This is a genomic window from Paenibacillus tritici (assembly GCF_013204885.1).
GTDB lineage: Bacteria > Bacillota > Bacilli > Paenibacillales > Paenibacillaceae > Paenibacillus_AQ > Paenibacillus_AQ tritici.
On sequence record NZ_JABMKX010000012.1, the window covers coordinates 279,267 to 304,608 of the forward strand.

24 protein-coding genes are annotated in these 25,342 nt (G+C 54.5%); 7 read left to right on the top strand and 17 right to left on the bottom strand.

Annotation, left to right across the window (positions count from 1 at the left end):
* Nucleotides 1–79 precede the first annotated feature (79 nt).
* The 5 genes from HQN87_RS22405 to HQN87_RS22425 all read left to right on the top strand — a co-directional run bounded on the left by HQN87_RS22405 (nucleotide 80) and on the right by HQN87_RS22425 (nucleotide 3,971).
* Complete coding sequence (locus tag HQN87_RS22405) at nucleotides 80–313, top strand: hypothetical protein (RefSeq protein ID WP_036702226.1); 234 nt, start codon at nucleotides 80–82, stop codon at nucleotides 311–313.
* A gap of 6 nt (nucleotides 314–319) precedes the next feature.
* On the top strand, nucleotides 320–490 hold the full coding sequence (locus HQN87_RS22410) for a hypothetical protein (protein ID WP_173137798.1): 171 nt from the start codon (nucleotides 320–322) through the stop codon (nucleotides 488–490).
* A 212-nt stretch (nucleotides 491–702) separates the two neighbouring features.
* Nucleotides 703–2,493: an oligoendopeptidase F gene (gene pepF / locus HQN87_RS22415; RefSeq protein ID WP_173137801.1), complete on the top strand. Its 1,791-nt coding sequence runs from the start codon at nucleotides 703–705 to the stop codon at nucleotides 2,491–2,493.
* An 85-nt stretch (nucleotides 2,494–2,578) separates the two neighbouring features.
* A complete protein-coding gene (locus HQN87_RS22420) occupies nucleotides 2,579–2,899 on the top strand; it encodes a LapA family protein (RefSeq protein ID WP_173137803.1) in 321 nt (106 codons plus the stop codon).
* Between the two features lie 28 nt (nucleotides 2,900–2,927).
* Nucleotides 2,928–3,971, top strand: a complete 1,044-nt coding sequence (locus HQN87_RS22425; RefSeq protein WP_173137805.1) for a M42 family metallopeptidase — start codon at nucleotides 2,928–2,930, stop codon at nucleotides 3,969–3,971.
* A 749-nt stretch (nucleotides 3,972–4,720) separates the two neighbouring features.
* Here HQN87_RS22425 and HQN87_RS22430 read toward each other — a convergent pair.
* From HQN87_RS22430 to hemE, 10 genes are all read right to left on the bottom strand, one after another.
* The gene (locus HQN87_RS22430) at nucleotides 4,721–5,209 is read right to left on the bottom strand and encodes a tetratricopeptide repeat protein (protein ID WP_173137807.1); all 489 of its coding nucleotides are present in this window, start codon (nucleotides 5,207–5,209) and stop codon (nucleotides 4,721–4,723) included.
* Between the two features lie 292 nt (nucleotides 5,210–5,501).
* Nucleotides 5,502–7,445 (bottom strand): ABC-F family ATP-binding cassette domain-containing protein, encoded by a 1,944-nt coding sequence (locus tag HQN87_RS22435; RefSeq protein ID WP_173137809.1) that lies wholly within the window; start codon nucleotides 7,443–7,445, stop codon nucleotides 5,502–5,504.
* A 50-nt stretch (nucleotides 7,446–7,495) separates the two neighbouring features.
* The gene (locus HQN87_RS22440) at nucleotides 7,496–8,101 is read right to left on the bottom strand and encodes a TetR/AcrR family transcriptional regulator (protein ID WP_254075611.1); all 606 of its coding nucleotides are present in this window, start codon (nucleotides 8,099–8,101) and stop codon (nucleotides 7,496–7,498) included.
* Between the two features lie 65 nt (nucleotides 8,102–8,166).
* Nucleotides 8,167–8,970, bottom strand: coding sequence for a DUF92 domain-containing protein (locus HQN87_RS22445; RefSeq protein ID WP_173137903.1), 804 nt, complete (start codon nucleotides 8,968–8,970; stop codon nucleotides 8,167–8,169).
* A gap of 25 nt (nucleotides 8,971–8,995) precedes the next feature.
* Nucleotides 8,996–9,619: a fumarylacetoacetate hydrolase family protein gene (locus HQN87_RS22450; protein ID WP_173137813.1), complete on the bottom strand. Its 624-nt coding sequence runs from the start codon at nucleotides 9,617–9,619 to the stop codon at nucleotides 8,996–8,998.
* A 51-nt stretch (nucleotides 9,620–9,670) separates the two neighbouring features.
* The gene (locus HQN87_RS22455) at nucleotides 9,671–10,402 is read right to left on the bottom strand and encodes a glycerophosphodiester phosphodiesterase (protein ID WP_173137905.1); all 732 of its coding nucleotides are present in this window, start codon (nucleotides 10,400–10,402) and stop codon (nucleotides 9,671–9,673) included.
* Between the two features lie 77 nt (nucleotides 10,403–10,479).
* Nucleotides 10,480–11,880 (bottom strand): CapA family protein, encoded by a 1,401-nt coding sequence (locus HQN87_RS22460; protein WP_173137815.1) that lies wholly within the window; start codon nucleotides 11,878–11,880, stop codon nucleotides 10,480–10,482.
* Nucleotides 11,881–12,122: 242 nt separating this feature from the next.
* The gene (hemG, locus tag HQN87_RS22465; RefSeq protein ID WP_173137817.1) at nucleotides 12,123–13,583 is read right to left on the bottom strand and encodes a protoporphyrinogen oxidase; all 1,461 of its coding nucleotides are present in this window, start codon (nucleotides 13,581–13,583) and stop codon (nucleotides 12,123–12,125) included.
* Entirely contained in the window at nucleotides 13,580–14,524 is a 945-nt protein-coding gene (hemH, locus tag HQN87_RS22470) for a ferrochelatase (RefSeq protein WP_173137819.1), read from the bottom strand. Before hemH ends, hemG begins: the two co-directional genes overlap by 4 nt.
* Before the next feature lie 34 nt (nucleotides 14,525–14,558).
* The gene (hemE, locus tag HQN87_RS22475) at nucleotides 14,559–15,620 is read right to left on the bottom strand and encodes a uroporphyrinogen decarboxylase (RefSeq protein WP_173137821.1); all 1,062 of its coding nucleotides are present in this window, start codon (nucleotides 15,618–15,620) and stop codon (nucleotides 14,559–14,561) included.
* Nucleotides 15,621–15,849: 229 nt separating this feature from the next.
* Here hemE and HQN87_RS22480 point away from each other — a divergent pair, with 229 nt between their 5' ends.
* Nucleotides 15,850–17,070 carry an MFS transporter gene (locus tag HQN87_RS22480; RefSeq protein ID WP_173137907.1) on the top strand — a complete coding sequence of 407 codons (1,221 nt, stop codon included), beginning with the start codon at nucleotides 15,850–15,852 and terminating at the stop codon, nucleotides 17,068–17,070.
* A 37-nt stretch (nucleotides 17,071–17,107) separates the two neighbouring features.
* Here the strand turns inward: HQN87_RS22480 and HQN87_RS22485 are convergent, their stop codons facing one another.
* Nucleotides 17,108–17,737 carry an O-methyltransferase gene (locus tag HQN87_RS22485; RefSeq protein WP_436836484.1) on the bottom strand — a complete coding sequence of 210 codons (630 nt, stop codon included), beginning with the start codon at nucleotides 17,735–17,737 and terminating at the stop codon, nucleotides 17,108–17,110.
* A 169-nt stretch (nucleotides 17,738–17,906) separates the two neighbouring features.
* On the opposite strand from HQN87_RS22485, the gene HQN87_RS22490 reads away from it, so the two are divergent.
* Nucleotides 17,907–19,040, top strand: a complete 1,134-nt coding sequence (locus HQN87_RS22490; RefSeq protein WP_173137824.1) for a THUMP domain-containing class I SAM-dependent RNA methyltransferase — start codon at nucleotides 17,907–17,909, stop codon at nucleotides 19,038–19,040.
* Nucleotides 19,041–19,395: 355 nt separating this feature from the next.
* Here the strand turns inward: HQN87_RS22490 and HQN87_RS22495 are convergent, their stop codons facing one another.
* The 6 genes from HQN87_RS22495 to HQN87_RS22520 all read right to left on the bottom strand — a co-directional run bounded on the left by HQN87_RS22495 (nucleotide 19,396) and on the right by HQN87_RS22520 (nucleotide 25,322).
* Nucleotides 19,396–20,076 carry a hypothetical protein gene (locus HQN87_RS22495; RefSeq protein ID WP_173137826.1) on the bottom strand — a complete coding sequence of 227 codons (681 nt, stop codon included), beginning with the start codon at nucleotides 20,074–20,076 and terminating at the stop codon, nucleotides 19,396–19,398.
* 618 nt (nucleotides 20,077–20,694) lie between these two features.
* Nucleotides 20,695–20,934, bottom strand: a complete 240-nt coding sequence (locus tag HQN87_RS22500) for a DUF1450 domain-containing protein (RefSeq protein ID WP_173137828.1) — start codon at nucleotides 20,932–20,934, stop codon at nucleotides 20,695–20,697.
* A 42-nt stretch (nucleotides 20,935–20,976) separates the two neighbouring features.
* Nucleotides 20,977–21,279: a HesB/IscA family protein gene (locus tag HQN87_RS22505; protein WP_173137830.1), complete on the bottom strand. Its 303-nt coding sequence runs from the start codon at nucleotides 21,277–21,279 to the stop codon at nucleotides 20,977–20,979.
* Between the two features lie 125 nt (nucleotides 21,280–21,404).
* Nucleotides 21,405–21,656: a hypothetical protein gene (locus HQN87_RS22510; RefSeq protein WP_173137832.1), complete on the bottom strand. Its 252-nt coding sequence runs from the start codon at nucleotides 21,654–21,656 to the stop codon at nucleotides 21,405–21,407.
* A gap of 169 nt (nucleotides 21,657–21,825) precedes the next feature.
* A complete protein-coding gene (locus HQN87_RS22515) occupies nucleotides 21,826–23,946 on the bottom strand; it encodes a 3-keto-alpha-glucoside-1,2-lyase-like domain-containing protein (RefSeq protein WP_173137834.1) in 2,121 nt (706 codons plus the stop codon).
* 23 nt (nucleotides 23,947–23,969) lie between these two features.
* Nucleotides 23,970–25,322 (bottom strand): FAD-dependent oxidoreductase, encoded by a 1,353-nt coding sequence (locus tag HQN87_RS22520; protein ID WP_173137836.1) that lies wholly within the window; start codon nucleotides 25,320–25,322, stop codon nucleotides 23,970–23,972.
* Nucleotides 25,323–25,342: the final 20 nt, after the last annotated feature.

The following is a 25,342-nucleotide window of genomic DNA, read 5'->3' on the forward strand; positions in this document are numbered from 1 at the left end:
CATGAATTAATTTGCTTTTCCCTTCTCCGGTGCGTTATCATTGAGCCAAAAGCCAAAAATCGCCAGGGTGGTAATGATAATGATCAAAAAACATGAAATATACAAAACAGACAAATGGAACATGATGACCGTGGAGGTTCAGGGACGTTATATTATCCTCCGCGAAATATCCGATCAGTGGGGGGAAGAAACCCACACCTTCATGAGCCGTCCGGCTATGATGCAGTGGGTGAACAACCGCTTCAATAAAGAATCCTACAAGGACAATGAAGAAGAGTACAAGAATATTATCGCTGCCTTCAAGCAGGTATAATCCGGCATGAACAATGAGAGTCTTGTAATCTATGTAATCGTCGTTCTGTGTCTCGGTGCCGTTCTGATCATGAGCAAGGATAAGATGCCCCCGCGCCTCAAGCGCGGGATGGCGTTAACCGCAGTCGTTATGATTGCGCTGGCTTTTGTTTTCATTATTTATAGCCTGCTCACATAACTTCATCTTACAGCACACATCTGGTTTAATAAACATGAATTGGCAGGGCATACTAAGCAGACTTTGAGACTCAGGAGGCTGCCGTCATGTCCGTTACCGCCAAATCACTCCCGCTCCTGCTTGCGCTCACCCTGCTGCAGGGAAATCTGTCCTCAGCAGTCCCGCAAGCGAAGACCGGCTCTGCCGCATCCCATCAACCGAGGAGGATATCTATGGAACAATTACCTAAGAGAAGTGAAGTGCCCGCTGAGAACCGCTGGAAGCTTGAAGATATGTTTGCTTCAGAGAATCAGTGGGATGCCGAATATAAGGAAGTGAAAGAGCTAATTGCAAGTGCCGCTTCCTTCCAGGGCAAGCTGGATTCTCCAGATTCCCTCAAAAAATGCTTCGAGCTGGACGACAAGCTGTCCCTGCTGACTGAACGCCTCTATGTCTATGCGCATATGCGCCAGGATGAGGATACGGCTGCACCGAAGTATCAGGCCCTCTCCTCCAAGGCCAAAAAGCTTGGCGTTGAAGCAGGAGAAGCCCTTTCTTTTGTCACACCGGAGATTCTGGCTCTGCCCGACGCCACCCTCGACCAGTTCATCTCTGACCCTTCGCTGTCCGACTACACCTTCACTTTGACTGAAATGAAGCGTGAGAAAGCCCATGTATTGTCCAAAGCGGAAGAAGCCCTGCTCGCCCAGGTCGGCACACTTGCCCAGGCCCCGCAAACGGTATTCGGCATGCTGAACAATGCGGATCTCAAGTTCCCGAAGGTTAAGAATGAAGAAGGCAAGGAAGTCGAGCTGACTCATGGCAGCTACATTCAATTCCTCGAAAGCCCAGACCGTGAAGTGCGCAAGAATGCTTTCAAAGCGGTCTATGAAACTTACGGTAAACAGAAGAACACCATTGCGGCCACGCTGAGCGCGAATGTGAATAAGAATGTATTTTACTCCCGTGTGCGCAAATATCCTTCTGTCCTGGAAATGTCTCTGTACGGCGACAATATTCCGAAGGAAGTCTACACGAATCTGATCGACACTATCCATGAGAGCCTGCCGCTGATGCACCGTTATATGAAGCTGCGCCAGAAGCTGCTTGGAGTAGATGAGCTACATATGTATGACCTGTTCGCTCCGCTCGTGGACGAATATAAGCTGGATATCACCTTTGACGAGGCCAAGAAGATTACCAAGGAAGGTCTGAAGCCGCTTGGCGAAGACTACTTGGGCGTCCTGCAGGAAGGTTACGACAAAGGCTGGATCGATGTATATGAGAACGAGAACAAACGCACCGGCGCATACAGCTGGGGGGCTTACGGCACCCATCCTTATGTGCTGCTGAACCACAATGACAACCTGAACAGTATGTTCACTCTGGCGCACGAGATGGGGCATGCCCTGCATTCCTATTATTCGGATACGGCGCTGAAGTACCGGGATGCACAGTACACTATTTTCCTGGCTGAAGTCGCTTCTACTACCAATGAGGCCCTGCTGATGGATTATCTGCTGAACAAGTCCACGGACCCCAAGGAAAAAATGTACCTGCTCACCTATTATGCCGACCAGTTCCGCACCACAGTATTCCGGCAGACGATGTTCGCTGAATTCGAGAAGATCATTCACCAGCGTGCGGAAGAAGGCGAATCGCTTACTCCTCAGGATCTCTCGGCCATCTACTATGACCTGAATGTCAAGTATTACGGCAAGGATATGGTGATTGATCAGGACATTGAGATGGAATGGGCACGGATTCCGCATTTCTACAACAGCTTCTATGTCTACAAATATGCTACCGGCTTCTCGGCGGCAACGAGCTTCGCCAAACAGATTCTGGAGGAAGGCCAACCGGCGGTAGACCGTTACCTCGGCTTCCTGAAGAGCGGCGGCAGTGATTATTCCATCAACATTCTCTCCAAGGCCGGGGTTGACATGTCCTCCCCTGAGCCGATCCGCGAAGCAATGAGCGTATTCGAAAGCGTGATCGAGCAGATGGAACAGTTGACCAAGTAACACAGAAAGCTTAGTATAACAGTAATCCCTTGCCCTCTGCGGGCAGGGGATTTATATTGTCACACCGAACCGAGGAGGAAGAAACATGAAATTTCAATGGTCACTTATATTAGGCTTATTTTTCGCCCTGCTGACCGCAGTATTCGCAGTCATGAATGTAGATACGGTTCCGGTTAATTTCGGCTTTGACGTTGTAAGCATCCCGCTTATTCTAGTGATCCTTGGCTGTGCGCTGATCGGGGGTCTTGTGGTGGGTTCTTATGGGATTTTTCGCCAGTATAAGCTGCAGAAGCAGATCAAGAACCTGAACGCCGAGCTTGCCAAGCTCCGTGATGCGGGCAGTGCTATGGATTCCCTGAACATCCCTAATGATTCTGTCCCTACAGAAGGAACCTCTCAGTTATAACCCATATACCGAATAGGAGGAACATCCCTTGCTTAACATCCAGCCCAATGAAGAATATATCCTGACCCTGCTCAAAAAACTGCTGGACACCCCCAGCCCCAGCGGCTTCACCGCCCAGGTAATGGCTCTTGTAGCCGAAGAAGCCGCAGCGCTGAACATCCCGCTCAGCTGGAATGAGAAAGGCGGCGCCATGGTTACCGTGCCCGGCCTCGACCCTTCCCGCACCATTGGCATCAGTGCCCATGTGGATACGCTCGGCGCCATGGTCCGCTCCATTAAACCTAATGGTACCCTCCGCTTAACTTCGGTTGGCGGCTTCACCATGAATAGCATTGAGAATGAATACTGTATCATCCATACACGCAGCGGATTAACTTACACCGGCACCATTCTGACAAGCCACCCTTCCGTACATGTATATGCCGATGCGCGTGATTTCAAACGCTCCGAAGAAAACATGGAGATCCGTATTGATGAGCCCGTCTCTACCAAAGATGATGTACTTAAGCTGGGGATTTCCGTCGGAGACTTCATCTCTTTTGACGCCCGTGCCGTGCTTACCCCAAGCGGATATATCAAGTCGCGTCACCTTGATGACAAAGCCAGTGTGGCTGCGTTATTCGGGCTTCTGGAGAGCATCCGGCGCGAAGGCTGGAAGCCGCTGCACAACCTCTCCCTGCTGATCTCCAATTATGAAGAGGTTGGACACGGCGCAGCCTGGATTCCGGGCGAAATCAATGAGATGATTGCTGTGGATATGGGCGCGATGGGCGATGACCTGAGCTGCAAGGAGACCGATGTCTCTATCTGTGCGAAGGATTCCTCCGGCCCTTATGACTATGCTATGACCAGCCGGATGATCGAGCTGGCGAACGGTCTGGCGATTCCATTTGCGGTAGATATCTATCCGCAATATGGCTCAGATGCTTCAGCAGCGCTGCGCGGCGGCAATAATATCCGCGCCGCGCTGATCGGCCCCGGCGTCCATGCCTCCCATTCCATGGAGCGCACCCATAAGCAGGCTGTGCTGAATACAACTAAGCTGCTTGCGGCTTATGTGGGGGCGAACTGATATTAGAGGCGGCTTATCGGGTCCGGCAAGGGCGAAGCTGACTCAGCCGGGCAGCGGGCTCGGCGGCGGGCAGCTGACTGGGCCGGGCAGCGAACCCTGAAGGGCAGCGCGCTCAGCGAACAGCGGACTCGGCGGCGGACAGCGTGGGGCAGCGGGCTCGGCGGACAGCGCGAGGCAGCGGGCTCGGCAGACAGCGCGGGGCAGCGGGCTCGGCAGACAGCGCGAGGCAGCGGACTCTAGAGCCTTACCTCCCGGCCAGCAAGTGGAAAAAGGTAGCTTAATTTGCTGGTTTTACGAGGATTTCCGGAAGCAAGTGGATAAACGACATCTATTATGTGGGTTTGAGCGAATTCGGGTGAAATATGATGATTTAAGTGCTGTTTATCCATCTGCTTCATTCGCAGGGCGCCCTCGTCCATCAGCAGGTGGATAAAATCCAACTAAATCCTTATGCGCATCAAACCCGTCTAGTCTAATAGCGATGCCCGTTCGGAATCGGGAATTGCCAACAATACTTATGTGTGATAAATCTCCTATTCAATACAAAAAATGCTGCACCGGCTTATTTAAATAGCTGGTGCAGCATTTTTGGCAGAACAACCATTCTGGATTAGAGCCGCGATCACGATGGATATTCTGGATTAGAGCCGCGATCACGATGGATATGTTGTATTTCGGGCAGGATTTGCGCATAGCCCGGCCCGGATTAGATATTTCCGCTATGATACGGCTTCTCTAACCCATTGTGGCTAAGGCCACACCTGCTCCAGCTTATCCGCGTAGAACATAATGGCCTTACTGTACTCTTGGATACCGGCATCGGCGGAGGTATCTGCAAGCAGCTTAAGAAGCAGCTCCATCGCCTCAGTATGCGCACCCAGATTATGCAGCGTCATCGCCAGGAATGCCTGGAACTCCGCACGCTGCGGGAATTCAAGCGCACCCTGCTCCAGGATCACACGGGATGCTGCATACTCTCCAAGCGTCCGGTACGTGCTGCCGAGTCCCAGCATTGCGCCCGCCTTCTGCTCCGCATCCGCAAGACCCAGCGCAAGACTCCGCTCATAATAGGACACAGCTTCTCTCTCCAGACCCAGCACATCGTGCGTCCAGGCCAGCTGATAGTGCAGCTCAGCATTACTGTCATCCGCTGATAATAACTCAAGCAGGAGGACTCTCGCTTCCTCCGCCTGGCCGGAGGTCCGCAGCGCTATGGCAGCTTCAATGGTACTTGTCACTAACAGCGCCCTCCTTCCATGATGTAGCTCTAGTATGACAAATTAATAACAAGTAGATACGGCTTTGCCGTCCTTTTAAAGGACGGTCCCGTTTCAGCGAGAAATAGAAGGATAAGTATTGTGTGCAACCTATCTAATCCTCCTCAGACGCTTGTAAAAGGTGAAATCCTGCCATTTATACAACATTCCCCGGCTCTGGGCCGGTAGGATGGGGCCAATGTTGTATTCCGGGCAGGATTGGCTATCAAGTTACCAGATCTCTGCCCGGGAAGGCCGATAATCCGGGGAATGCTCACGCTTTCCCGGCGATCTTCTCCGCCAGCTCGTTCAGATAGGTCCAGCGCTCCATCAGGCGCTCCAGCTCTGCTTCAGCCTGCCGCTGCTTCTCCACCAGCTCCTGCAGCCTGCCTGAGTCTGCAAAGGCTGCCTCCATCTGTGACGCAATCTCCACGAGACGCTGTTCAGCCTGTTCGATTGCCTCGTCTATGCCCTCGTATTCCTTCTGCTCCTTGAAGGTGAACTTCAGCTTCTCGCGGGAAGCTGCGGCAGCCGGTGTATTCACTTCCTGCTCAGCAGCCACACCCGAAGCGCGTCCGGAGGTAGCTTCCGACTTGGCGGAGCTTCCGCTGCCGGACGGCACGTTCTTCGCCAGCCACTCTTCATATTCGCTATAATCCCCGACATGCAGGCGGATAGCCCCGTCCTCGAACGCAATCAGCTTATCCACTGTACGGTCCAGGAAGTACCGGTCATGGGATACGGTGAAGACTACACCGGGGAATTCATCCAGATAGTCCTCCAGCACCGCCAGGGTTCCGATATCCAGGTCATTCGTCGGCTCATCCAGCAGCAGCACATTCGGCGCCCCCATGAGTACACGGAGCAGGTAGAGCCGTCTTTTCTCGCCGCCGGACAGCTTCGAGATCGGGGTCCACTGCATCGCAGGAGGGAACAGGAACCGTTCCAGCATTTGCCCGGCGGTAATCACACTGCCGTCTGCGGTCTTGATAATCTCCGCCTCTTCCTTCACATACTCAATAGCCCGCAGGCTCAGATCCATGTCCTGATGCTCCTGGGTGAAATAGCCCAGCTTGACGGTAGTCCCCAGCTGAACCTCTCCGCTATCCGGCGTAATTTTACCGGCAATCAGGTTAAGCAGGGTAGACTTCCCGCTGCCGTTCTTGCCGACAATCCCTACGCGGTCCTGCGGTACAGCAATATAGGTCAGATCCTTGATTAAGGTCCGGCCGTCCAGCGATTTCGTAAGATCCTGAATTTCGATGATTTTGCGGCCTAGTCTTGTAGAGGCCACAGAGATATCCATCGAAGCCGCCGAAGCCCCTCCTGTGCTGTCTTTGAGCTTCTCGAAGCGGTCGATCCGCGCCTTCTGCTTCGTAGAGCGGGCTTTGGCTCCGCGTCTGATCCACGCCAGCTCCGTGCGCAGCAGATTCTTGCGCTTCTGCTCCGCTGAGGCTTCGCGTTCTTCACGGTCCGCCTTCAGCTCCAGGAAGCGGGAATAGTTCGCTTCATAGCGGTACAGGCTGCCCCCGTCCAGCTCCAGCATCACGCTTGCTACCCGCTCCAGGAAATAACGGTCATGCGTAACCATCAGCAGCGCGCCGCGCCGCTTCTGCAAATACTGCTCCAGCCAGGCTACGGAATCCGTATCAATATGGTTGGTAGGCTCGTCCAGAATCAGCAGCTCCGAGGGCGTAATCAGCGCTGCGGCCAGCGCGACACGCTTGCGTTGTCCACCCGAGAGATTCTCCATCCGGGCATCGAACTGGGTAATGCCCAGCTTCGTCAGGACGGTCTTGGCCTCACTCTCCAGCTGCCAGGTACCGGCGGCATCAATAGCCTGGCTGATTGTGACCAGCCTGCCCTCCAGTCCCGAATCCCCCGGATTCTGCTCCAGAAGAGACAGGATCTCCATATACTCCCGCATCGTCGCAAGCTCCGGTTCATCCCCGGCAAATACCTGCTGCAGCACTGTATTCCCAGACTCATACGGCGGATTCTGGGCCAGAAACTGCACCCGCACATCATTGCCAATCGCAATCTGCCCCGCGTCCGCTGTGTCCAGTCCGGCGATAATCTTCAGAAAGGTCGATTTACCTGTTCCATTGACGCCAATCACGCCAATCTTATCCCTGTCATCCATGCCAAAGGAGGCATCACGGAATAAGATTTTCTCCCCGTAGCTTTTGGAGAGATGTTCCACCGTCATAATATTCATCTGTTGTCCTCGCTTGCCTTATATTTTAAAACCAGAATTGGCTGTATTTCTTAGGGTTCAGACGGAAGATCACCAGACGCCGGATTCAGGCTGCCCAGTGCCCCGTTAATGAAGAGTCTGGCCGCAAACCTCGCCCGCTTATCCGCATCTGCTTCCGCAAACTCCGGGTTGAACAGGATATCCATCTTCAGGCGGTCGAGTATCCCGATATACGACTGTGCCATCAGCTCCGGCTCGGTTGCCCCGCCTTCCAGCAGCACCTTCACCACAGCCTGCATGTAGGCTTCCATGAACTGGGCCATATAGGCCACCAGCTCAGGGTTATTGTTGGGCGCGCGGAAGAACAGCTTCGTATGCTGCTTGCGTTCATAATAATAGAACAAGTGGTGCTCGGCAATGACCGAGAGCTTATCTGTCAGTGTAGAGCAGATACGCAGCTTGCCCTCAAGCTGCTCGAGGAATTCTTCACAATCGCGGCGGGTGACCGCCATGAACAGCTCTTCCTTGCTTGTAAAATATAAATAGACCGTGCCCTTGGCAATTCCCGCACGCTCCGCTACTTCCGACATCTTCGTCTCGTAGAAGCCGCCTGAACCGAAAAGCTCATAAGCGGCATCCAGAATCGCTGCATGTTTGTCTACAGATGCACTGCTCAACGGTTCACCTCCCCCCCAATTGTAATAATCAACGATCTTACCGGATAACGTAACGTAGCCCGTCCTCATCCTATGTAACTGACCAGCAGCGCCACAGCACCGCCGAATATTGAACTCACCGCATTCACCGTATCATTGTCCATCCAGCGCCAGCCCCGGGCATACACAGTAGGCGTCCCGCAATGCTGCGAGGCTTCCACCTCGCGGCCGCAGACCGCGCAGCGGTTCATCCGCTGCACCGTGGCTCCCAGGATCGAGTCGGCAAAAGCTCCGGCCAGCCCGCCCAGCAGTCCGGCCAGAACCAGCAGCAGCAAAGAGTGCGGCATCATGCCTGAGGCTGCCCGCAGCAGCCAGGAGGCGGCGCCGATCAATGCCCCGCCTGCTGCCGCCGCCAGCGTACCCGGCAGGGACACGCCCCCGGAGGCGCCCGCCTGCAGCACCTTCCCGGTCAGGACCGACCGGGGAGGCTTCCGGGCCAATGTGCCGATCTCTGTCGCCCAGGTATCCGAGGTCACGGTAGCCATGACCCCGATGAACAGGAAGCCCCAGATTTCCAGCGGGTAAATTGCGTTCAGCAGAACCAGCAGCATACCAAGGCCGCCATTGGCGAAGACCTGGCCGGCGTCCCGGCGTCCCGTCTTGTCATACGTAGCCTCAAGCTCTGCCTTATTCTCATGATGAAGCCTCGACAGCAGGGTCGAGGAGATGAAGAACACCAGCAGGATGCCGAACCAGAACAGATTGCCCGCGCCGAAGTAGATCGTGCCCATCATGACTGCCGCCAGCATCCCCGAGAAGCTCAGCGACTGCTTCCAGTAAGCTGCACCGGCGACCAGCAGCGCACCGCCGGCCCCGATAATCCATTGCAGCACTTCAAGTCCTGTGAGCATCGCCTTAACCGATCAGGCAGGTGCCCATGAGAGTATCGCCCCAGAACAGCTCGAACGAATCGCCCGGTACCACAGGACCTACGCCTGCCGGCGTTCCGGTGAAGATGATATCATCCTTGCCCAGCCCATAGCGGGAGGCAATGAATTCAACGATTTTTTGCAGCGGAAAAATCATGTTCTTCACGTTCCCCCGCTGGACTTCAATTCCGTTCTTGCGGACGGTGAAGTCTGTGGACTCCAGTTCTTCCTGCTCCGGCAATGCAATATAAGGCGTCAGCGGGGCTGCATTCTTGAAGCCCTTGGCGGGCGTCCAGGGCAGGCCTTTGCGCTGCAGATCATTATGCACATCACGGAGCGTGAAATCCAGCCCCAGGGCCATAACATCCACCAGCTCGTCCACACTCATTCCCGGCACATAGTCACGCGCAATACGCAGCACCAGCTCACCTTCATAATGGATCAATCCTGCATTCTGGGGAAGATGAATAATGGATTTATCCAGCGCCACAGCAGCGTGTGAGGGCTTCAGGAAGATCAGCGGCTCGGCCGGCACCTGGTTGCCCAGCTCCTCCGCATGTAATTGATAATTACGTCCCACACAGTATACATTATTGACCGTTCCACTCATTGATCCTTCAGCTCGCTTTCTCTATATAATGATAGCCAACAGCCGTGCAGCTTACGCCTTCAGAAAGATATCGCCCCAGATATCCGGACGGTTCGTACAGATCATAATCTCAGAATGCATCGCGGACAGGCGGCGCATCTCCTTGCCCTTGTTCACGGTCCAGGCCATAACCTTCACGCCCCGCTCCACCAGGGATTTCGCCAGCACCGGACTAAGCCGGTCGAAGCTGATGGATAGAAAAGAGCAGCCCAGCTCATTCAGCTTGCCCGCGGGATCACCAGATCTGGAGTCGTAGATCAGTCCCGTTCGGAACCTGGGGTCCAGCTCCTTAATCCGCTGCAGTGCACCGGCATCGAAGGAGGTCAGCACTACATCCTCGCGCATTCCCCTGGCATTCACCAGATCAATGACCGCCTTCTCAAGGCCCGGATACAGATCCCCGGTGGTCTTCAGTTCAATATTAAGCCGTAATCTGCCTGACGCCAGCGCGAGCACTTCCTCCAGCGAAGGAACCCGCTCTCCGCGAAAAGCCCGCCCTTTCCAGCTCCCCGCATCCAGGCGCCGCATAGGCTCAAAATCCATATTCTTCACCTTGCCGTGTCCGTTCGTCGTGCGGTCCAGAGAATAATCATGGATGACCACAGGCACCCCGTCCTTCGTCAGCTGTACGTCAATCTCCATCCAGCGTACATAAGGCAGCGCAATCGCCATCCGGACGGCTGCCAGCGTATTCTCCGGCGCTTTACCGGAAAATCCGCGGTGGGCTACACACAGGTTGTTCATCATCATTCGCACCTCCAGCAGAAGTAATACCTGTTCAGGTGTTCTGGTAATTCAGCTATTGTACAGCTATTTCAGAGCTATTTCACGGCTTGAGTAACGGTACCGTCATTGCGGATCTGGATCAGACCGGAAGAGATAGACTCCACTCTGTGCAGCAGCAGCTGCCCGTCCGCCTCATTCATCGGTACCGGCTGTGCCAGCTCAGCATCCATCGGCTTCAGCTTAAGCGAACACTGTCCTTGCTTGCTGCATTCCGCCTGAAATACCGCCGTCTCCCAAGTAGCCGGGACGGAACCGCGTGTAAAGATAAAGTTACCGGTGCTGTAGGCGATCCATTTGCCTTTGTAAGGCTCAATGCCCTGCAGTACATGCGGATGCCCGCCCATTACAAGATCCGCTCCGGCATCAATGAAGCTATGGCCCATCGCCTGCTGGGTCTTGTCATACTGCTCCATCCGCTCCCGCCCCCAATGGACGACAACGACGACAACATCAGCCTGCTGCTTGGCTGCGGCAATGGCTCTGAGCGCTTCCGCACTATCATACACAGAGGCCAGACCCGGCTTACCTGCTTCGGCCTTCCATTCTATCACCGGCATCACCCGGGTGAAGCCAAGCAAGGCGATTTTGATTCCCTTCCGCTCAAAAAACTGCGCCGAATAGGCCTCTTTACTGTTTTTTCCCGCCCCCACATGGGGAATTCCCCGCTCGCTCAGGTGCTTCAAGGTATCCAGCAGTCCTTCTTCCCCCTGATCCAGCGTATGGTTATTAGCGAGATTGACTGCATCTACACCGGCAGATTGGAGCGCATCCAGCGCTTTTGGCGGCCCCTTGAATACAAACTGCTTGTTCTTGGCCCCTACCCCGCGTGTAGTAATCGGAGTCTCCAGATTAACAACTGTGAGATCATCCTTCTTGAACATTCCATCCAGCGCGCTGTAGGAATAATCGTAGCCTTTCTTCTGCAGCAGCTCACCCGCCTTACCGCTGAAAATGATATCTCCGGCAAAGCTCAGCTTCACCGTCCCGCCTGATGTGTTCTCCGGCAGGCCTGAGACCAGCCCGCTAGCAGCTCCTGCTGGTGTTGCTTGCGGTGCATCCGTGGCAACCGCCTGTTCCGTTGGAGCAGGGGTAGCGGCGGCTTCCGCTGTCTCTGCCGGCACAGGAGTAGCCTCCTGCGTTCTCTCGGGAGCAGGCTCCGGAGTGGCCGTTGCTGTGGCTGTAGCCACTGCCTCTGTCCCGGGCGCTTCCCCGGTAGGAAGAGCCTCCGTTGCCGCCGCTTCCGGTGAAGATGAAGTAACAGGAGACACCGGCGGAGGTGGGGAGCTATCCTGGTTATTATCATCCATGAACGAATAAGCCAGAACACCGGTAATCATCAGAAGCAGCATCACGTTAATCCATGCCCATACTCTTCTGCGCCGGCGCCTGCTTGTGCGTTTCTTGCCTTGTCTACTGCCTGATCTGGGCGGATACATGAGTACAAGTAATCTCCTTTACCCTTAAAGTGTTTCTATTATAGCATATCTATTAGCTGACGCTCCAAGGCAGCCCTTGGTACTAGGAAGGTATTTTCACAAGCGGAAACGGCTTTGCCGTCCTTTTATAAGGACGGTATTCGTTTCCGCGAGAAATATAAGGATAAGTTATTATGTGAAACATATAAATTCTTATATTTAAAAAAAGGTGAAGCGCTACTGCTCCGCTCCACCGCTCTTTTTTATACCATCGCTTCCGCCGGTTCCGGCCGCTTCTGCAAGCCCGCCGCCGCAGTCTCAGCCGTTAGCTTCGCCTGCTTGATGCAGTCCGGCATCCCGATGCCGTCATAGCCTGCACCGAACGCATGGACGCCCGGCAGCTTCTGTGCCAGCTCCCTGCGCAGGCCGGCAATCCGGCCGGGATGACCCACCGGATATTGCGGCATGGACGATCTGAGCCGGGTAATCTCTGTGAACAGCGGTGCAGCGGTGATTCCCATAATTTCCTTCAGGTCTTTGCGCACCAGCTCCGCCAGCGCTTCATCCGGCAGCTCTACATTCTGTTCGTCCCCCGAACGTCCTACGTAACAGCGCAGCAGCACTTTATCCTCAGGGCTGGTATGCAGCCATTTGGTAGAAGTCCAGGTACAGGCTGTGATGTTCCGTCCCTCCTTGCGGGGGACAAGGAAGCCCGATCCGTCATATTCGGTGACGATATCCTTCTTGGTAAAGGCCATAACCACATTAGCTACAGACACATAGTTCACTGCATCCAGTGCCGATACATCCACATGGGGACGCAGCAGCTCTGCGGCTGCGAAGTTCTGCACAGTGATATAGACATCATCCGCTTGCAGCAGTTCGCCGCTGTCCAGCTCTACCTCATAGCGTGAAGCATCAGAAGATGCGTCCTCCCCCAGGACCCGAATAGACTTCGCGCCTGTCCCTGTGAGCTGGCGGACCTCATGCAGATCATGAATAAGAGCGTGTACCAGACTCTGTAGTCCTTGACGGAAGGTGAGAAAAGCGCTTTTCTTGGTTCCGGTGTGGGTCTCCACCGGCTTCTTGCCGGTCGTCATCCCCCGGATCAGACTGCCGTACTGCCGCTCCACCTCGCCGAACTGCGGAAAAGTCGCCTGAAGGCTGATCTTCCGCATGTCACCGGCATAAATCCCTGCGAGCAGCGGCTCCGTCATATTCTCCAGCACCTCTGTCCCGAGACGGCGTTCGATCAGGTCGCCAAGCGATTCATCCTCCAGACTGCGGCGGGGCGGAATTACGAAATCCATCATCGCCCGCATTTTACCGCTGAAGGAGACGAGTCCGCTCTTCAGGAAGGGCTTCAGCTCTGTAGGAATGCCAAGCACAAGACCGGCAGGCATCGGATGAAGTTTGCCCCGCTGCAGTATGTAGGTCTTTTTGGCGTTCGGATTGGTGCTCACCAGCTCATGATCCAGCTCCAGCTCCCTGGCCAGATCGACCATCGCCGTCTTGCGGGCCAGGAAGGAATCCGGGCCCTTCTCAATTACGAAGCCGTCACGGTGCAGCGTCTCAATTTTGCCGCCAAGGACCTTGTCCTTCTCGACCAAAGTAAGCTCCGGCTGTATTCCGGCTTCACGGTAAAACTTGCGGATGTAGTACGCGGCACTGAGGCCGCTGAGGCCTCCGCCGATGATGACTACCTTGCGGGGTGAAGCGGTCATGACATGTTCACCTTCAGCTGGTTGGCCTTGGTACGCACTACATCGCTAAGCACGGACATGTAAACCGGATCACTATTGAGCGAATCAATCCGCAGCAGCCGCATATCGAGCTCGGAGGCAAGGGCCTGTGCCTCAATATCCAGATCGTACAGCACCTCCAGGTGGTCGGATACGAACCCGATAGGCGCGGACAATACATATTTCACCTGGCTGTCAGCAAGCTCACGCAACGTATCCAGAATATCCGGGCCCAGCCACGGCTCTGCCGTCCGGCCCGCGCTCTGCCAGGTGAACTGCCAGGAGTCTACACCTGCCTGTGAGGCAATCGCCTGAGAGGTCTCCAGCAGCTGGTCACGGTACGGATCGCCCATAGCCAGAATGCGTTCAGGAAGACTATGCGCGCTGAACAGCACACGCACGTCTTCCCGCACTGCGCCGGTTTCTTCAAATTCATCCAGCTTCGCAGTCACCCTCCGGCTGAGCACATCAATCAGCTCGGGATGCATATGGTAGCTCTCAACGAACTCCATGTTAATTCCGCAGGCTTCAGCCTTTTCCTTGGCCCGCTTGATATATGTGCCCACACTCATCACAGAATAATGAGGGGCAAGCACGATGCCGATCGCCTGTGTAATCCCGTCCCGGACCATCGCCTCCACGCCATCCTCGATAAAAGGCCGGGCGTGCTTAAGACCCTGGTAGCAGACATACTGAATCTGCCCGCTGTTCAGCTTGGCCTGCAAGGCTTCCACCTGACGGTCTGTGTTCTCTCTAAGCGGAAATACGCCTCCCACAATCGCCTTATAGCGGTCCGTCAGCTCTTTGAGCTGTTCGGCAGAAGGGGCATTCCCCCGCCGGATATGCGTATAATAGGCCTCTACGTCCTCAAGACTCTCAGGCGTGCCGTACGACATCACGAGTACACCCATTTTTGTGGTCACGGTTCCCATCCCCTTTTACGAATAATGTCCCAAGTCAGGCCAGCGGCGGTGCCGCCTGCTTCATTGCCGCTGCCGAATATTCATGCACGTAATCCGTCAATTCCTTTAGCGTGTCCAAAGAGGCTTCAGGAAATAATCCATGCCCCAGGTTAAAAATATACCCCGGCTGCGTGATGCCTTCATCAATCAGCTCTTTGGCCCGGGTCTTCAATACATCCATCGGCGCGGTCAGCAGGTAAGGGTCCAGGTTGCCTTGAACGGCAAACCCTCCGCCGAGTCTGCGCCGCCCTTCGGTCAGGCTTACCCGCCAGTCCAGTCCGATCACATCGGCCTGCAGCCTGGTCAGGCTCGGAAGCAGCTCCCCGGAGCTGACACCCGGGAAATAAATCTTGGGAACATCCAGATCGGACAAGCTGGCAAAAATCCGGGTGATCGTCGGCAGCACATACGCTTCAAAATCACGCGGGGCCAGGGCCCCGACCCAGCTGTCGAACAGCTGGAAGGCCTTCCCGCCGCTGCGGACATGAGCACGCAGATAGGCAATAACCATATCGCCCAGCTTCTCCATCAGCTTCTCCCACACCTTAGGCTGACTGAACATCATCTCCTTGGTGCGGTGATACGTCTTGGACGGACGGCCTTCAATCAGATAACTGGCAATGGTGAACGGAGCCCCTGCAAAAGTGATCAGCGGTACGTCCAGCTCCTTGTCCAGAATGGCAATCGTCTCCAGAATATGGCCCAGATCGCCTTCCACATCAATCGGCTTCAGCCGCTCGACATCCCTTGCGGAGCGGATCGGATTCTCAATGACCGGCCCAATGTTCTTCACAATGTCGAAATTGACACCGAGAGAAGCCACCGGATTCATGATGTCGGAATACAGAATAGCTGCGTCCACACCCAGCTTGCGCACAGGCATCAAGGTCACTTCAGCCGCAAGCTCGGGCTGTCTGCAGATCTCGAGCAGCGAATATTTCTCTTTGATGGTTCGGTAGTCGGGATCATACCGGCCAGCCTGCCGCATGTACCATACGGGAGTGTACTCCGTGCCCTGCTGTCTGCAGGCGCGGATAAAAGTGTCGTTGTAGGTCATGATAAGATCTCCATTAGATTTGATAGATTGCTTTGTGAAAACACATATCATTATTATGCCCCTTTTGTAAACGGCAAACAACCGATTCCCCCTTAAGGGAATGACAATCCCATGACATTACTATGACAAGTGTTGCATTATACGACTGAAAAACTATGATATACTGATATAATGTCAATTTTTCGTGAACAATGTTCATTGAATTCCATGAAAGGAAGTGAAAAGCACTTTGAAGAATTGGGAGACCTGGAAAGTCAACCTCATGGTGCTTTGGTTCGGCCAGTTTCTGGTGAATGCGGGTATGACTATGATTACCCCTTTTCTGTCTCTTTATCTCGCCAAGGATCTGGGGGTAACCGGCGATCGCGCTATAGGGATGTGGGCCGGACTTATTTTTGCCGCAAACTTCTTGACCTCGTTCATCTTCCAGCCGCTCTGGGGCAAGCTGGCCGACAAATACGGCCGCAAAATCATGCTCCTGCGCTCCAGCTTCGGCATGGCGATTGTTATTGTGCTGATGGGCTTCGCCCAGTCCCCGATGCAGCTGCTGCTGCTCCGGCTGCTGAACGGAACCATCTCCGGCTTCAACCCGGCGTCTATCGCGCTTGTCTCGGGAACAACACCGAAACCACGGATGGGCTTCGCGATGGGCCTGATGCAGTCCGGCGCAGTGGCCGGAACGATTCTCGGGCCGCTGATGGGCGGCTTGCTGGCGGACTGGATCGGGTTCCGTCCGATCTTTTATGTGGTCGGTGCGCTGCTATTCGTTGCGTCACTGCTGGCCTTATTCCTGGTCAAAGAGAAATTCGACCGGGTGGAAGCCGCGCAGGTCCCTCAGGTATCCGTGCTTCAAGGCTTCAAGGAGCTGGCGAAGGTGCCTCAGCTTCCCGCACTGTTCGGCGTGACCTTCCTGCTGCAATTCGCCATGATCAGCCCGATGACGCTGCTGCCGCTCTATGTTGAGAAGCTGCACGGCTCCGCTGTGAATATCGCTTTCTGGGCGGGCATGGTCAGTGCCGTCACCGGTATCTCGAACATGGTCGCATCGCCGCTGCTTGGCAAGCTCAGCGACAAGGTGGGGGCGCACCGGATACTGACCTTTGCGCTGATCGGCGCTGCTCTGTTCCTGATTCCGCAGGCGTTCGTGACCAGCGTCTGGCAGCTGATTCTCGTCCGCTTCCTGATGGGCGTCTTCATGGGCGGTCTGCTGCCGAGCGTCAACGCCCTGATCCGCTCCTATACGCCTGACGGCAAGGAGAGCCGGGCGTTCGGCTTCAACAGCAGTACACTCGCGCTCGGCAATATGCTTGGCGCGGTGATCGGCGGATTTTTGTCCGGTTATATCGGAATTGAAGGGCTGTTCATTATCTCTGGCGCGTTCCTGCTGATCAATACGGTGTGGGTACGGCTTAAGCTGTACAAGAAGACTGAACCCCGGTTGTTCCGTTAGCGTAAGACAAGGCAAGCCCATGGTTGGAGAGGACTAGCTACTTAACCATCGCCAGGGCCAGTCCGTCATAAGCGGGCAGCAGGGTGCTGGTCAGACGGGGATCGGTGGCAATCATCTCATTGAAGCGCCGCATCGCCTGAACCGCCGGTCCATTCTTCTCGGCATTGAGCGTACGCCCGCGCAGGAAGATGTTGTCCCCGGCAATGACCGCACCTGGCGAAGCCAGCCGGATCGCATACTCCAGATAATTCGGATAGTTCTCCTTGTCGGCGTCGATGAAGAAGAAATCATACTTTCGGCCCTGCGCTTCGAGCAGCTTCAGGCTATCCAGCGCAGGGCCGATTCTGTATTCTGCCGCGTCCCCGAAGCCCGCCTGCTCCAGATGGCCCTGTGCAAGCTTGGCATATTCAGCCTTAAGCTCCAGGGAGGTCAGTGTACCGCCCTGCGTGAGTCCACGGCACAGACAGATCCCGCTGTAACCGCCTAGCGCTCCAATCTCCAAGATGCTCGTAGAACGGGACAGGGTAACCAGCATCGTCAGCAATCTGCCGTAGCCCGGGGCAATCGACACCTCCGGCATCTCATTGGCGGCGATGGCCGCTTTGACTTTTAACAATAATTCATCCTCTGTATATAGCTGTTCACTGTACGTTTCCTGATTCTGCATATGTATTCTCCTCTTCATTCATTGTGTGCCCCTGCGGACGGGCATTGTGTAGAACCCTTCATTCCCCTATACTTGATACTGAACGTTCAATAGCCGGGGCTCAAGAACATGCTTCTCTATTGTACTGGCTTTGCGTATTTATCCACAAGTTAAACGGAGTTGAGAGCATTTGGGCAAATTACAATTGATCGCCACCGCCCCCATGGGGCTGGAGGCTGTAGTAGCACGCGAATTAAACGAACTGGGTTATGAGACCACGGTCGAGAACGGACGGGTCTTGTTCAGCGGGGATTACATCGACATCTGCCGCTGCAATCTGTGGCTGCGCACCTCTGACCGTGTACTGGTCAAGATGGGCCAGTTCCCGGCCAGAACCTTCGATGAGCTGTTCGAAGGCGTCAAAGCGATTAACTGGGAGGACTGGATTCCCGAGAACGGCGAATTTCCGGTCGAAGGCCGTTCCCACAAATCTCAACTGACGAGTGTTCCTGCCTGCCAGGGGATCGTCAAGAAGGCGATCGTCGAGAAGCTGAAGCTGTCGTACCGCACGGAATGGTTCCCTGAGAACGGCCCGCGGTATGTGGTTGAAGTCATTCTGCTGAATGACATTGCGCTGATCACCCTGGACACCACCGGACCGGCGCTGCACAAACGCGGCTACCGCCGCCAGGCCACTGAAGCGCCGCTGAAGGAGACCATGGCTGCGGCTCTGATCCAGCTCAGCCGCTGGAACGGCCATCGCCCGCTGTACGACCCTTGCTGCGGATCAGGCACCATTCTGATCGAAGCCGCAATGATCGCCTGGAATATCGCGCCGGGTCTGCGCCGCTCCTTCCCGTCCGAGCACTGGCCGGAGATTCCCCGGCGGCTGTGGGAAGAAGCCCGCGAGGAAGCCTTCGACGCTGTGCGCGACGATTACCCGCTGCAGCTGACCGGAACCGATATTGACCCGGCCGCGATTGAGATCGCCGAAGCGGCAGCGAAGAGCGCAGGCCTCTCCGGTGAGATTACCTTCAAGCATATCGCCGCTGCGAAGGCCCGGCCGGAAGGCGAATATGGCTGCATCATCACCAACCCGCCTTATGGCGAGCGGATCAGTAATGACAAGGAAGTGGAGAAGCTGACCCGCCAGTTCGGCGAGATGATGCTCTATCTGCCAACCTGGTCCTTCTTCGCCATCAGCCCGTATAAGGAATTCGAGCAATACTACGGACGCAAGGCGGACAAGCGCCGCAAGCTCTACAACGGCCGGATTGAATGCCAATACTATCAGTACCTGGGACCGCTGCCTCCGCGGAATTAGGATGCGGGGCGAGGGTTAAGCAGTTTTGCAGTTAAGTAACTATCCCTAAAAAGCAAAGAGCCTTAAGTCACATGAAGCACTTTGTGCTATGGACTTAAGGCTTTTTGTTCTCACTTAAGCCCCTGTTGCTGCTCCGTTAACCCTTGCAGCTGCACATTGTATGTTGTTTTTGGCATACATTTACCCCACTCACCCCCGCACCTGCACATTGTATGTTGTTTTCCACATACATTTGCCACGCTCACCCCCGTAGCTACACATTGTATGTTGTTTTCCACACACATTTGCCCCGCTCACCCCCGCAGTTGCACATTGTATGTTGTTTTCGGCATACATTTGCGGGTGGAATCAGACCTTAAACCAAATCTGGACTTTGCAGCGTACCTACATACTCATAGTAAATAATCCTTTGAGATACTCCTCGAGCTACAGGGCGAAATTTACCTTTATCCACCAACATGCGGCTGTACTTAATGACTGTCGCGGTTTGCAGTTCAAGCTCTCTCGCAGCATTCCCCGGACGAAGAACACGATTGTAACGGATGGCTAATCGCATTAACTCTCGTTCAATTCTGGAATAAGCTTTCTCTGTACTCTGATTTGTAGTTCCTGCCAACAAATAAGGAAACAAAAGGTTCCGCAGTGCGGAAAGGATGAATGATGGATTATCTTTCATCTCGTCTAGAGAGATGTAGAGCACCACGCAATCTTGTGATTGCAGGAAGAGACCCCGATTCAGGTCCATCCGGTATTTGCTCCGATCCGTGCCATGCGACCCAAAATCCATAATCTCAAACGCAATGCGCGAAGATCCAACCTTCCATAGTAAATCGACAAAATAGGATCTGCCACGCCAGTCCTTTACTTCGTATTCCGGATGCAGTCCGTGAAAATGTCCGGCAAGCGGCCACCATACACTTTCGACGAATAAGCGGTTCCCGTAGCCATGTCCCCGCTTAAGCGCATCTAGCCGCTCCCCCTTTCTTCGTTTGAGATGATTGCTTAACCATTGATCATGCTCTCCAGCAAAGCCCATTTCAGTCCCCCCGCTTAGCATTGAAATTAATCTCAGAACACACAAAACCCCGCCTCCTTCTGAATGGAAGGGAGCGGGGCATTCTTTGCCGCGTTAATTTGTACCTAAAATTAGTGTCCCACTTTTGGGCAACGAATGCAATATAAAGGTAGTATTATAGAGTTACAATTTCCTCCGGTATAAAAATCAGCAAGAGCTTGTTAGTATTGGTAAACCCAAATCTTTACTTCCTGCCCTTGCGGCAGTAAAGAATGTATGTTGTTTTGGCATACATTTCCTCCGTTCACCCTCACAGCTGCACATTGTATGTTTTTTTCCACACACATTTGCCCCGTTCACCCTTGCAGCTGCATATTGTATGTTGTTTTCCATATACATTTGCTCCGCTCACCCTTGCAGCTGCATATTGTATGTTGTTTTCCACATACATTTGCCCCGTTCACCCTCATAGCTACACATTGTATGTTGTTTTTGGCATACACTCGGCCCGCCCCCCCACGCCCCCGCCCATTGTGTTCGGTTTTTCGCATACATCCGCACACACCAAAACAGCCCCCGCAAATAACGCGGGGGCTGTGCATTGAAACTAACTGTCTAACAGCTCAGCTCGGACCCGAGCTACGCCTTCTCCACCGGCCGCTTAACGAAAGCTTCCGCTTTGGCCAGCACCTCGTCTTCTGTCGGACCGCTGATGTAACGGCCGTTGATGTAGACGAACGGGCGTTTGCCGCAAGGTCCGCAGTAGGAGATGCAGCCTGTCTTGATTTCGGCATCAGGTGCCATCTTCAGCAGCTTGGGCACGATGCTTTTCATTTTGATATGATTGCACTCGTCACATAATCTTATATCGTTAGCCATGAAGCAACCCTTCTTTATGTCCGTAAAATAAGGGCGGATCAACTAGTGATCGCCATGATTTCCTTTAGACGGATTAGTAATAACGAAACCTTCTTCGGGTAAGTAGAGATAATCAATCTTCACTCCGTCCAGCAGCGGCTGGCTCGGATCAAGAATGACATCGATATCCTTGTCAGTGGAGACCACTACATCGTTCTCCTTGGGCGTGTCCAGATCCAGTCCATAGTGGGCATGATCGCCGTGGGCATGTGTAATGGCTACACGCAGCTTAAGCTCGCTGTTGCCTTCAAGCTCCATGGTTTTTTTTATCACTTTAGCCGCATTGCGGGTAATTTTGACGTTCATCCGAATCCATCTCCCAGGCATCTATAGTTTAAATACTCAATAATTCATTTTAAGGAATATAGGCCGATAAAGCAACCATTAGCTGACATTCATCCGCAGTTGCACCAGTATTTTTCGCTAAAACATCATCTTCCGCTGCTCAGCGCCGCATATTTGCGGTCCATCCGTGTCACGAACCAGCCCATCAGCAGCATTGTTACTCCGATATCGTCAATCGGTATGAACGGCATGAAGTCGGGCAGTACCCAGTATAGCAGTGCCGGAATAGTGAACAGCAGCTTATCTCCCATAGCGACCTCCGGTGAAATAATATATCGCCAGGAGCTGCGGAATATATGAGACCATTGTTTGAGCGACAACAGTTTTCTGAATTTCATAAGTAGTCCTCCCTGCTTCATTTGCTTGAGATCCCTTGAAATAGAAAAGGGCACAGCCGCTGAGCACCTAATGGAAGGATTGCGGCCGTACCCTTTGCTGTTATCTTACGCAAATTTGCAGAAATCGTTTCATTTTTAAAATAAAATTTGATCGGTCGCCCCGCCAACCTTACTCGGTAACCTTAACGTCATCCATCCGTGCAGTGCTGGAATGCATCCGCAGGCCAATCTTCCCTCCGGCCGGCTGCGCCGCCGTATCGGTCCACTGGATCAGCTGGCTCCCTCCGGCAGATGCTGTAATCGTAGTACCGCTGACTGTCACCTTCATCTCTGTCCACTGGCCAGGCGTAACGGCAAAGCTGGCGCTGCTGACCATCGTGAGTGTTCCGGCTGTTTTTTTGAACAGCTCCGCCTTGTCGCCGGAATCGTTCAGCCGGAACATGTAATAATTGGAAGCATCCGCATACCGGAACAGAAGTCCGGCGTTGGCGAAGGTATTCAGCAGCTTAACTTTGGCAGAATACGTGTAATCCCTCCAGGAGGCGTCGCCCGTATAGGCAAGCGCTTCTCCTGTCCCGGAGTTCTGTGATAGAGCCTTCGAACCGTCATCCTCTATACTCCAGGCTCCGCCGGAAGTCGTCCATCCGCTGGAATTGCCATCCTCAAAATCATCCTGGAACAGCATAACCGGAGGTGTAATCGTACCCTGGAATTCAAAAGCTCCGATATCCGGCGCGCCGTTATACAGTGTATTCCCGAAGTAGTCCTGTCCTCCGTTATCGGCAACCACCACCCCGGCATTAAGCAGCGGAGAGGTCAGAGCCAGCTTATAGCCGTCTGCTGAAGTGAGGCCGGTGGCCGTGCCGGGACTTACGAATCCGGGATTGCCGGTGATTTTATGGGGATCGTTCGGAACGCTTGAATTCAGCCCGTAGAAGCTGTTGTGATCATACGTCATTCTCGGGCTGTTCGTGTACTGGCCGCTGGCCCCATTATAAAAGATATTGTTCGTGTAATAAGCCATTCCTGTGTTGCTCGCATGGGTCAGCGCCTTATTCTGCGTGCCCGAACGGTAGATGATGTTGTTGTAGACATAGAGATTACCGCCGCCGTTCACCAGATGGAACACCCCGTTCGCATCCTTGTCGTTCTGGCTGATATTGTAGCGGAAAATATTATTGTTCGTGTTGTTCATGACCAGCAGCGTGCCGCCTTCGTTGTTATAGCTGAAATTATACTGGTAGATGCTGTCGTGCACCTCGATATCGAAGTCCCACGGCTGACCGTCTCCGCCCAGCATCCGGGTATCGGAGGCCTCGTTGTACTGGAAAATAGCACCCTTCGTATAATAAGCCCACTGCGCCGCAACAACAGTGATATCCTCCAGGTAATTGACGATGGATGTATTCACCTCGCAGGCTTCTCCGATGGACTTCGTCTTATTGTATTCGATCAGCGGCGAGGCGCTGGCTCTGACCAGGATGCCGTCCCGGTGGATCTTCTCCACCACATTGCCGCGGATCACCACACCCCGGAAGGCATCGAACTTATGCGTCCAGGCACTGTTGAAAAAAGCATCCGTCATCGTCTGAATCCCTGTATCCGCCACGTTGATCACGGTGTTATTCTCGATCAGAATATCTTCCCAGGTGCTCTCCGGTCCAGTATTTGCTCCGCGCGCATGGAAGTTGATGCCGCCTGTGCGGCGGTCTGTGCCGAAGATATCGTGAATGTCGAGATTCCGGATATAAATATGCCGGAAGTTCCCCGCTCCTGCTCCATCCCCCACCACCAGCACGCCGTTCCTCCGCATATCCGTGGGCTGCTGTCCGCTTGTAATCTCCAGATTATGAATCTCCCAATACGAGACATTGCGCAGCCGGACACCGAAGCCTTCTCCGCCCACAGCGGTGTTGCCGAAATGAATCAGCGGCTTGGCTCCGCTCCCGTAGCGGTCAACTGTAATCGGATTCCCCTCAGAGCCTGAGCCCTTAAGATCCAGATACTGGTCATTCCATACACTGCCCGCCTTAAGCAGAATCCGGTCTCCCGGGCTGAAGGTCAAGCTGTTCACTTGGCCCAGCGTTTTCCAGGCTGCAGCTTCACTGGTGCCGGAATTGCTGTCGCTGCCCTGGGCAGAATCGACGTAATATGTGTTGCCTGCCGCCTCTGCAACAGGACCTGACAAGCCGGATAGTAGACTGAACAGTAAAAATGCAATCATGCCCAGCAGGGTCAACCTGCGCGGCCTGCCTTGCCTTGAATTATGTCTCACATGGTTACTTGTCATTCTAATCACTCTCCCGCAATTAGTTATAACGCTGTGATCGCCTCTCCCAGCCAGGCTCCCTGCCCGACCAGCCCGTGCTGAAGCGCGGTGATATCCACCTTCCGGCTTAAGCTGTCCGTTCCGGCGGCCATCGCCGCCGCCATTCCTGCCGCCTGCCCCATAGCGAAGCAGTTGGGCATCACACGCAGCGAGCCTTGCACCACACGGTCCGAGGAGGCTGCGCGCCCGGCCACCCATACATTCTCCAGGCCAACCGGCAGCATACAGCGGTAGGGAACACCGTGGGACTTACCGGGCGGCAGATGGTGAATATGCATCGCCCCGCTGCTGCGCGCCATATGGATATCAATGAAATAGCTGTTACGGGCAATATCATCCGGGAAGGAGGCCATATTCATGAAATCCTCCTGGGTCAGAACGTAGTCGCCCACAATCCGCCGCGTCTCGCGGATGCCGATCTGCTCACCGGTAGACACCAGATGGGCCTGTTCGAATCCGGGAACATACGCCCGGAAGAATTCCAGCTGGCGGCGGACCAGCTTACGCCCCTCTATGGCTCCCCGGGTCAAGTCCTCGGCTCTTACGCCGTCAATACCAAACACATGGCCGAAATTGACACCGACCAGATAGTCGGCAACCCAGGACAGCCCGGAGACGGAGTCCCGGCCCTGCGGCAGCTTCCCGTCCGCTTGCGCCCGCTGTACGGCTGCATGAATCTGATCGGTGTCACCGCTTTCATTCCGGTATTGCTCAAAACGCCTGCGGTCCACATTGGCCAGCAGGTAACACATGGTCGCGGCTTGAAGCTCGCCTGCTTCCCCGCCTTTGTGGAACGGCGCACCCGCCAAGGCGGCCAGATCGGCATCACCGGTCGTATCAATGACCGTTTTGGCCCGGATGAGGCTCCGGCCGGACTTGTTGACGATCACTACACCGTCAATTCTGCCTCCGTCCCTATCCATAACCGTCTGGCTGGCGATGGTATGGAGCAGTACCTCAGCTCCGCTCTCCGTAACAGCCTCGTCATACACGCGCTTCAGCACCTCCGGGTCGATTGGCACCCAATCCAGCTCGGCTCCGAAACGTTCGCGGAATTCCGGCTCACATTCCGCCTTCATCCGCTCCAGCAGTTCGAGGCCGATGCCGCGCACCACAGCCTTCTCCCCGTCGCTGTAAGGGCAGAAGGCCGGAACCAGAGCAACGGTACCCATGCCGCCCAGGAAGCCGCGCTGCTCAATCAGCAGGGTCCGGGCCCCGCTCCGGGCCGCCGATATCGCCGCCGCCACCCCGGCAGGCCCGCCGCCCGCAACGAGCACATCCACCTCGCGGGATATCGTTATATCCTCTGCAGGCAAGGTAAATACAGTTCTATTCATCGTTCTTCCTCCTTGAAGCT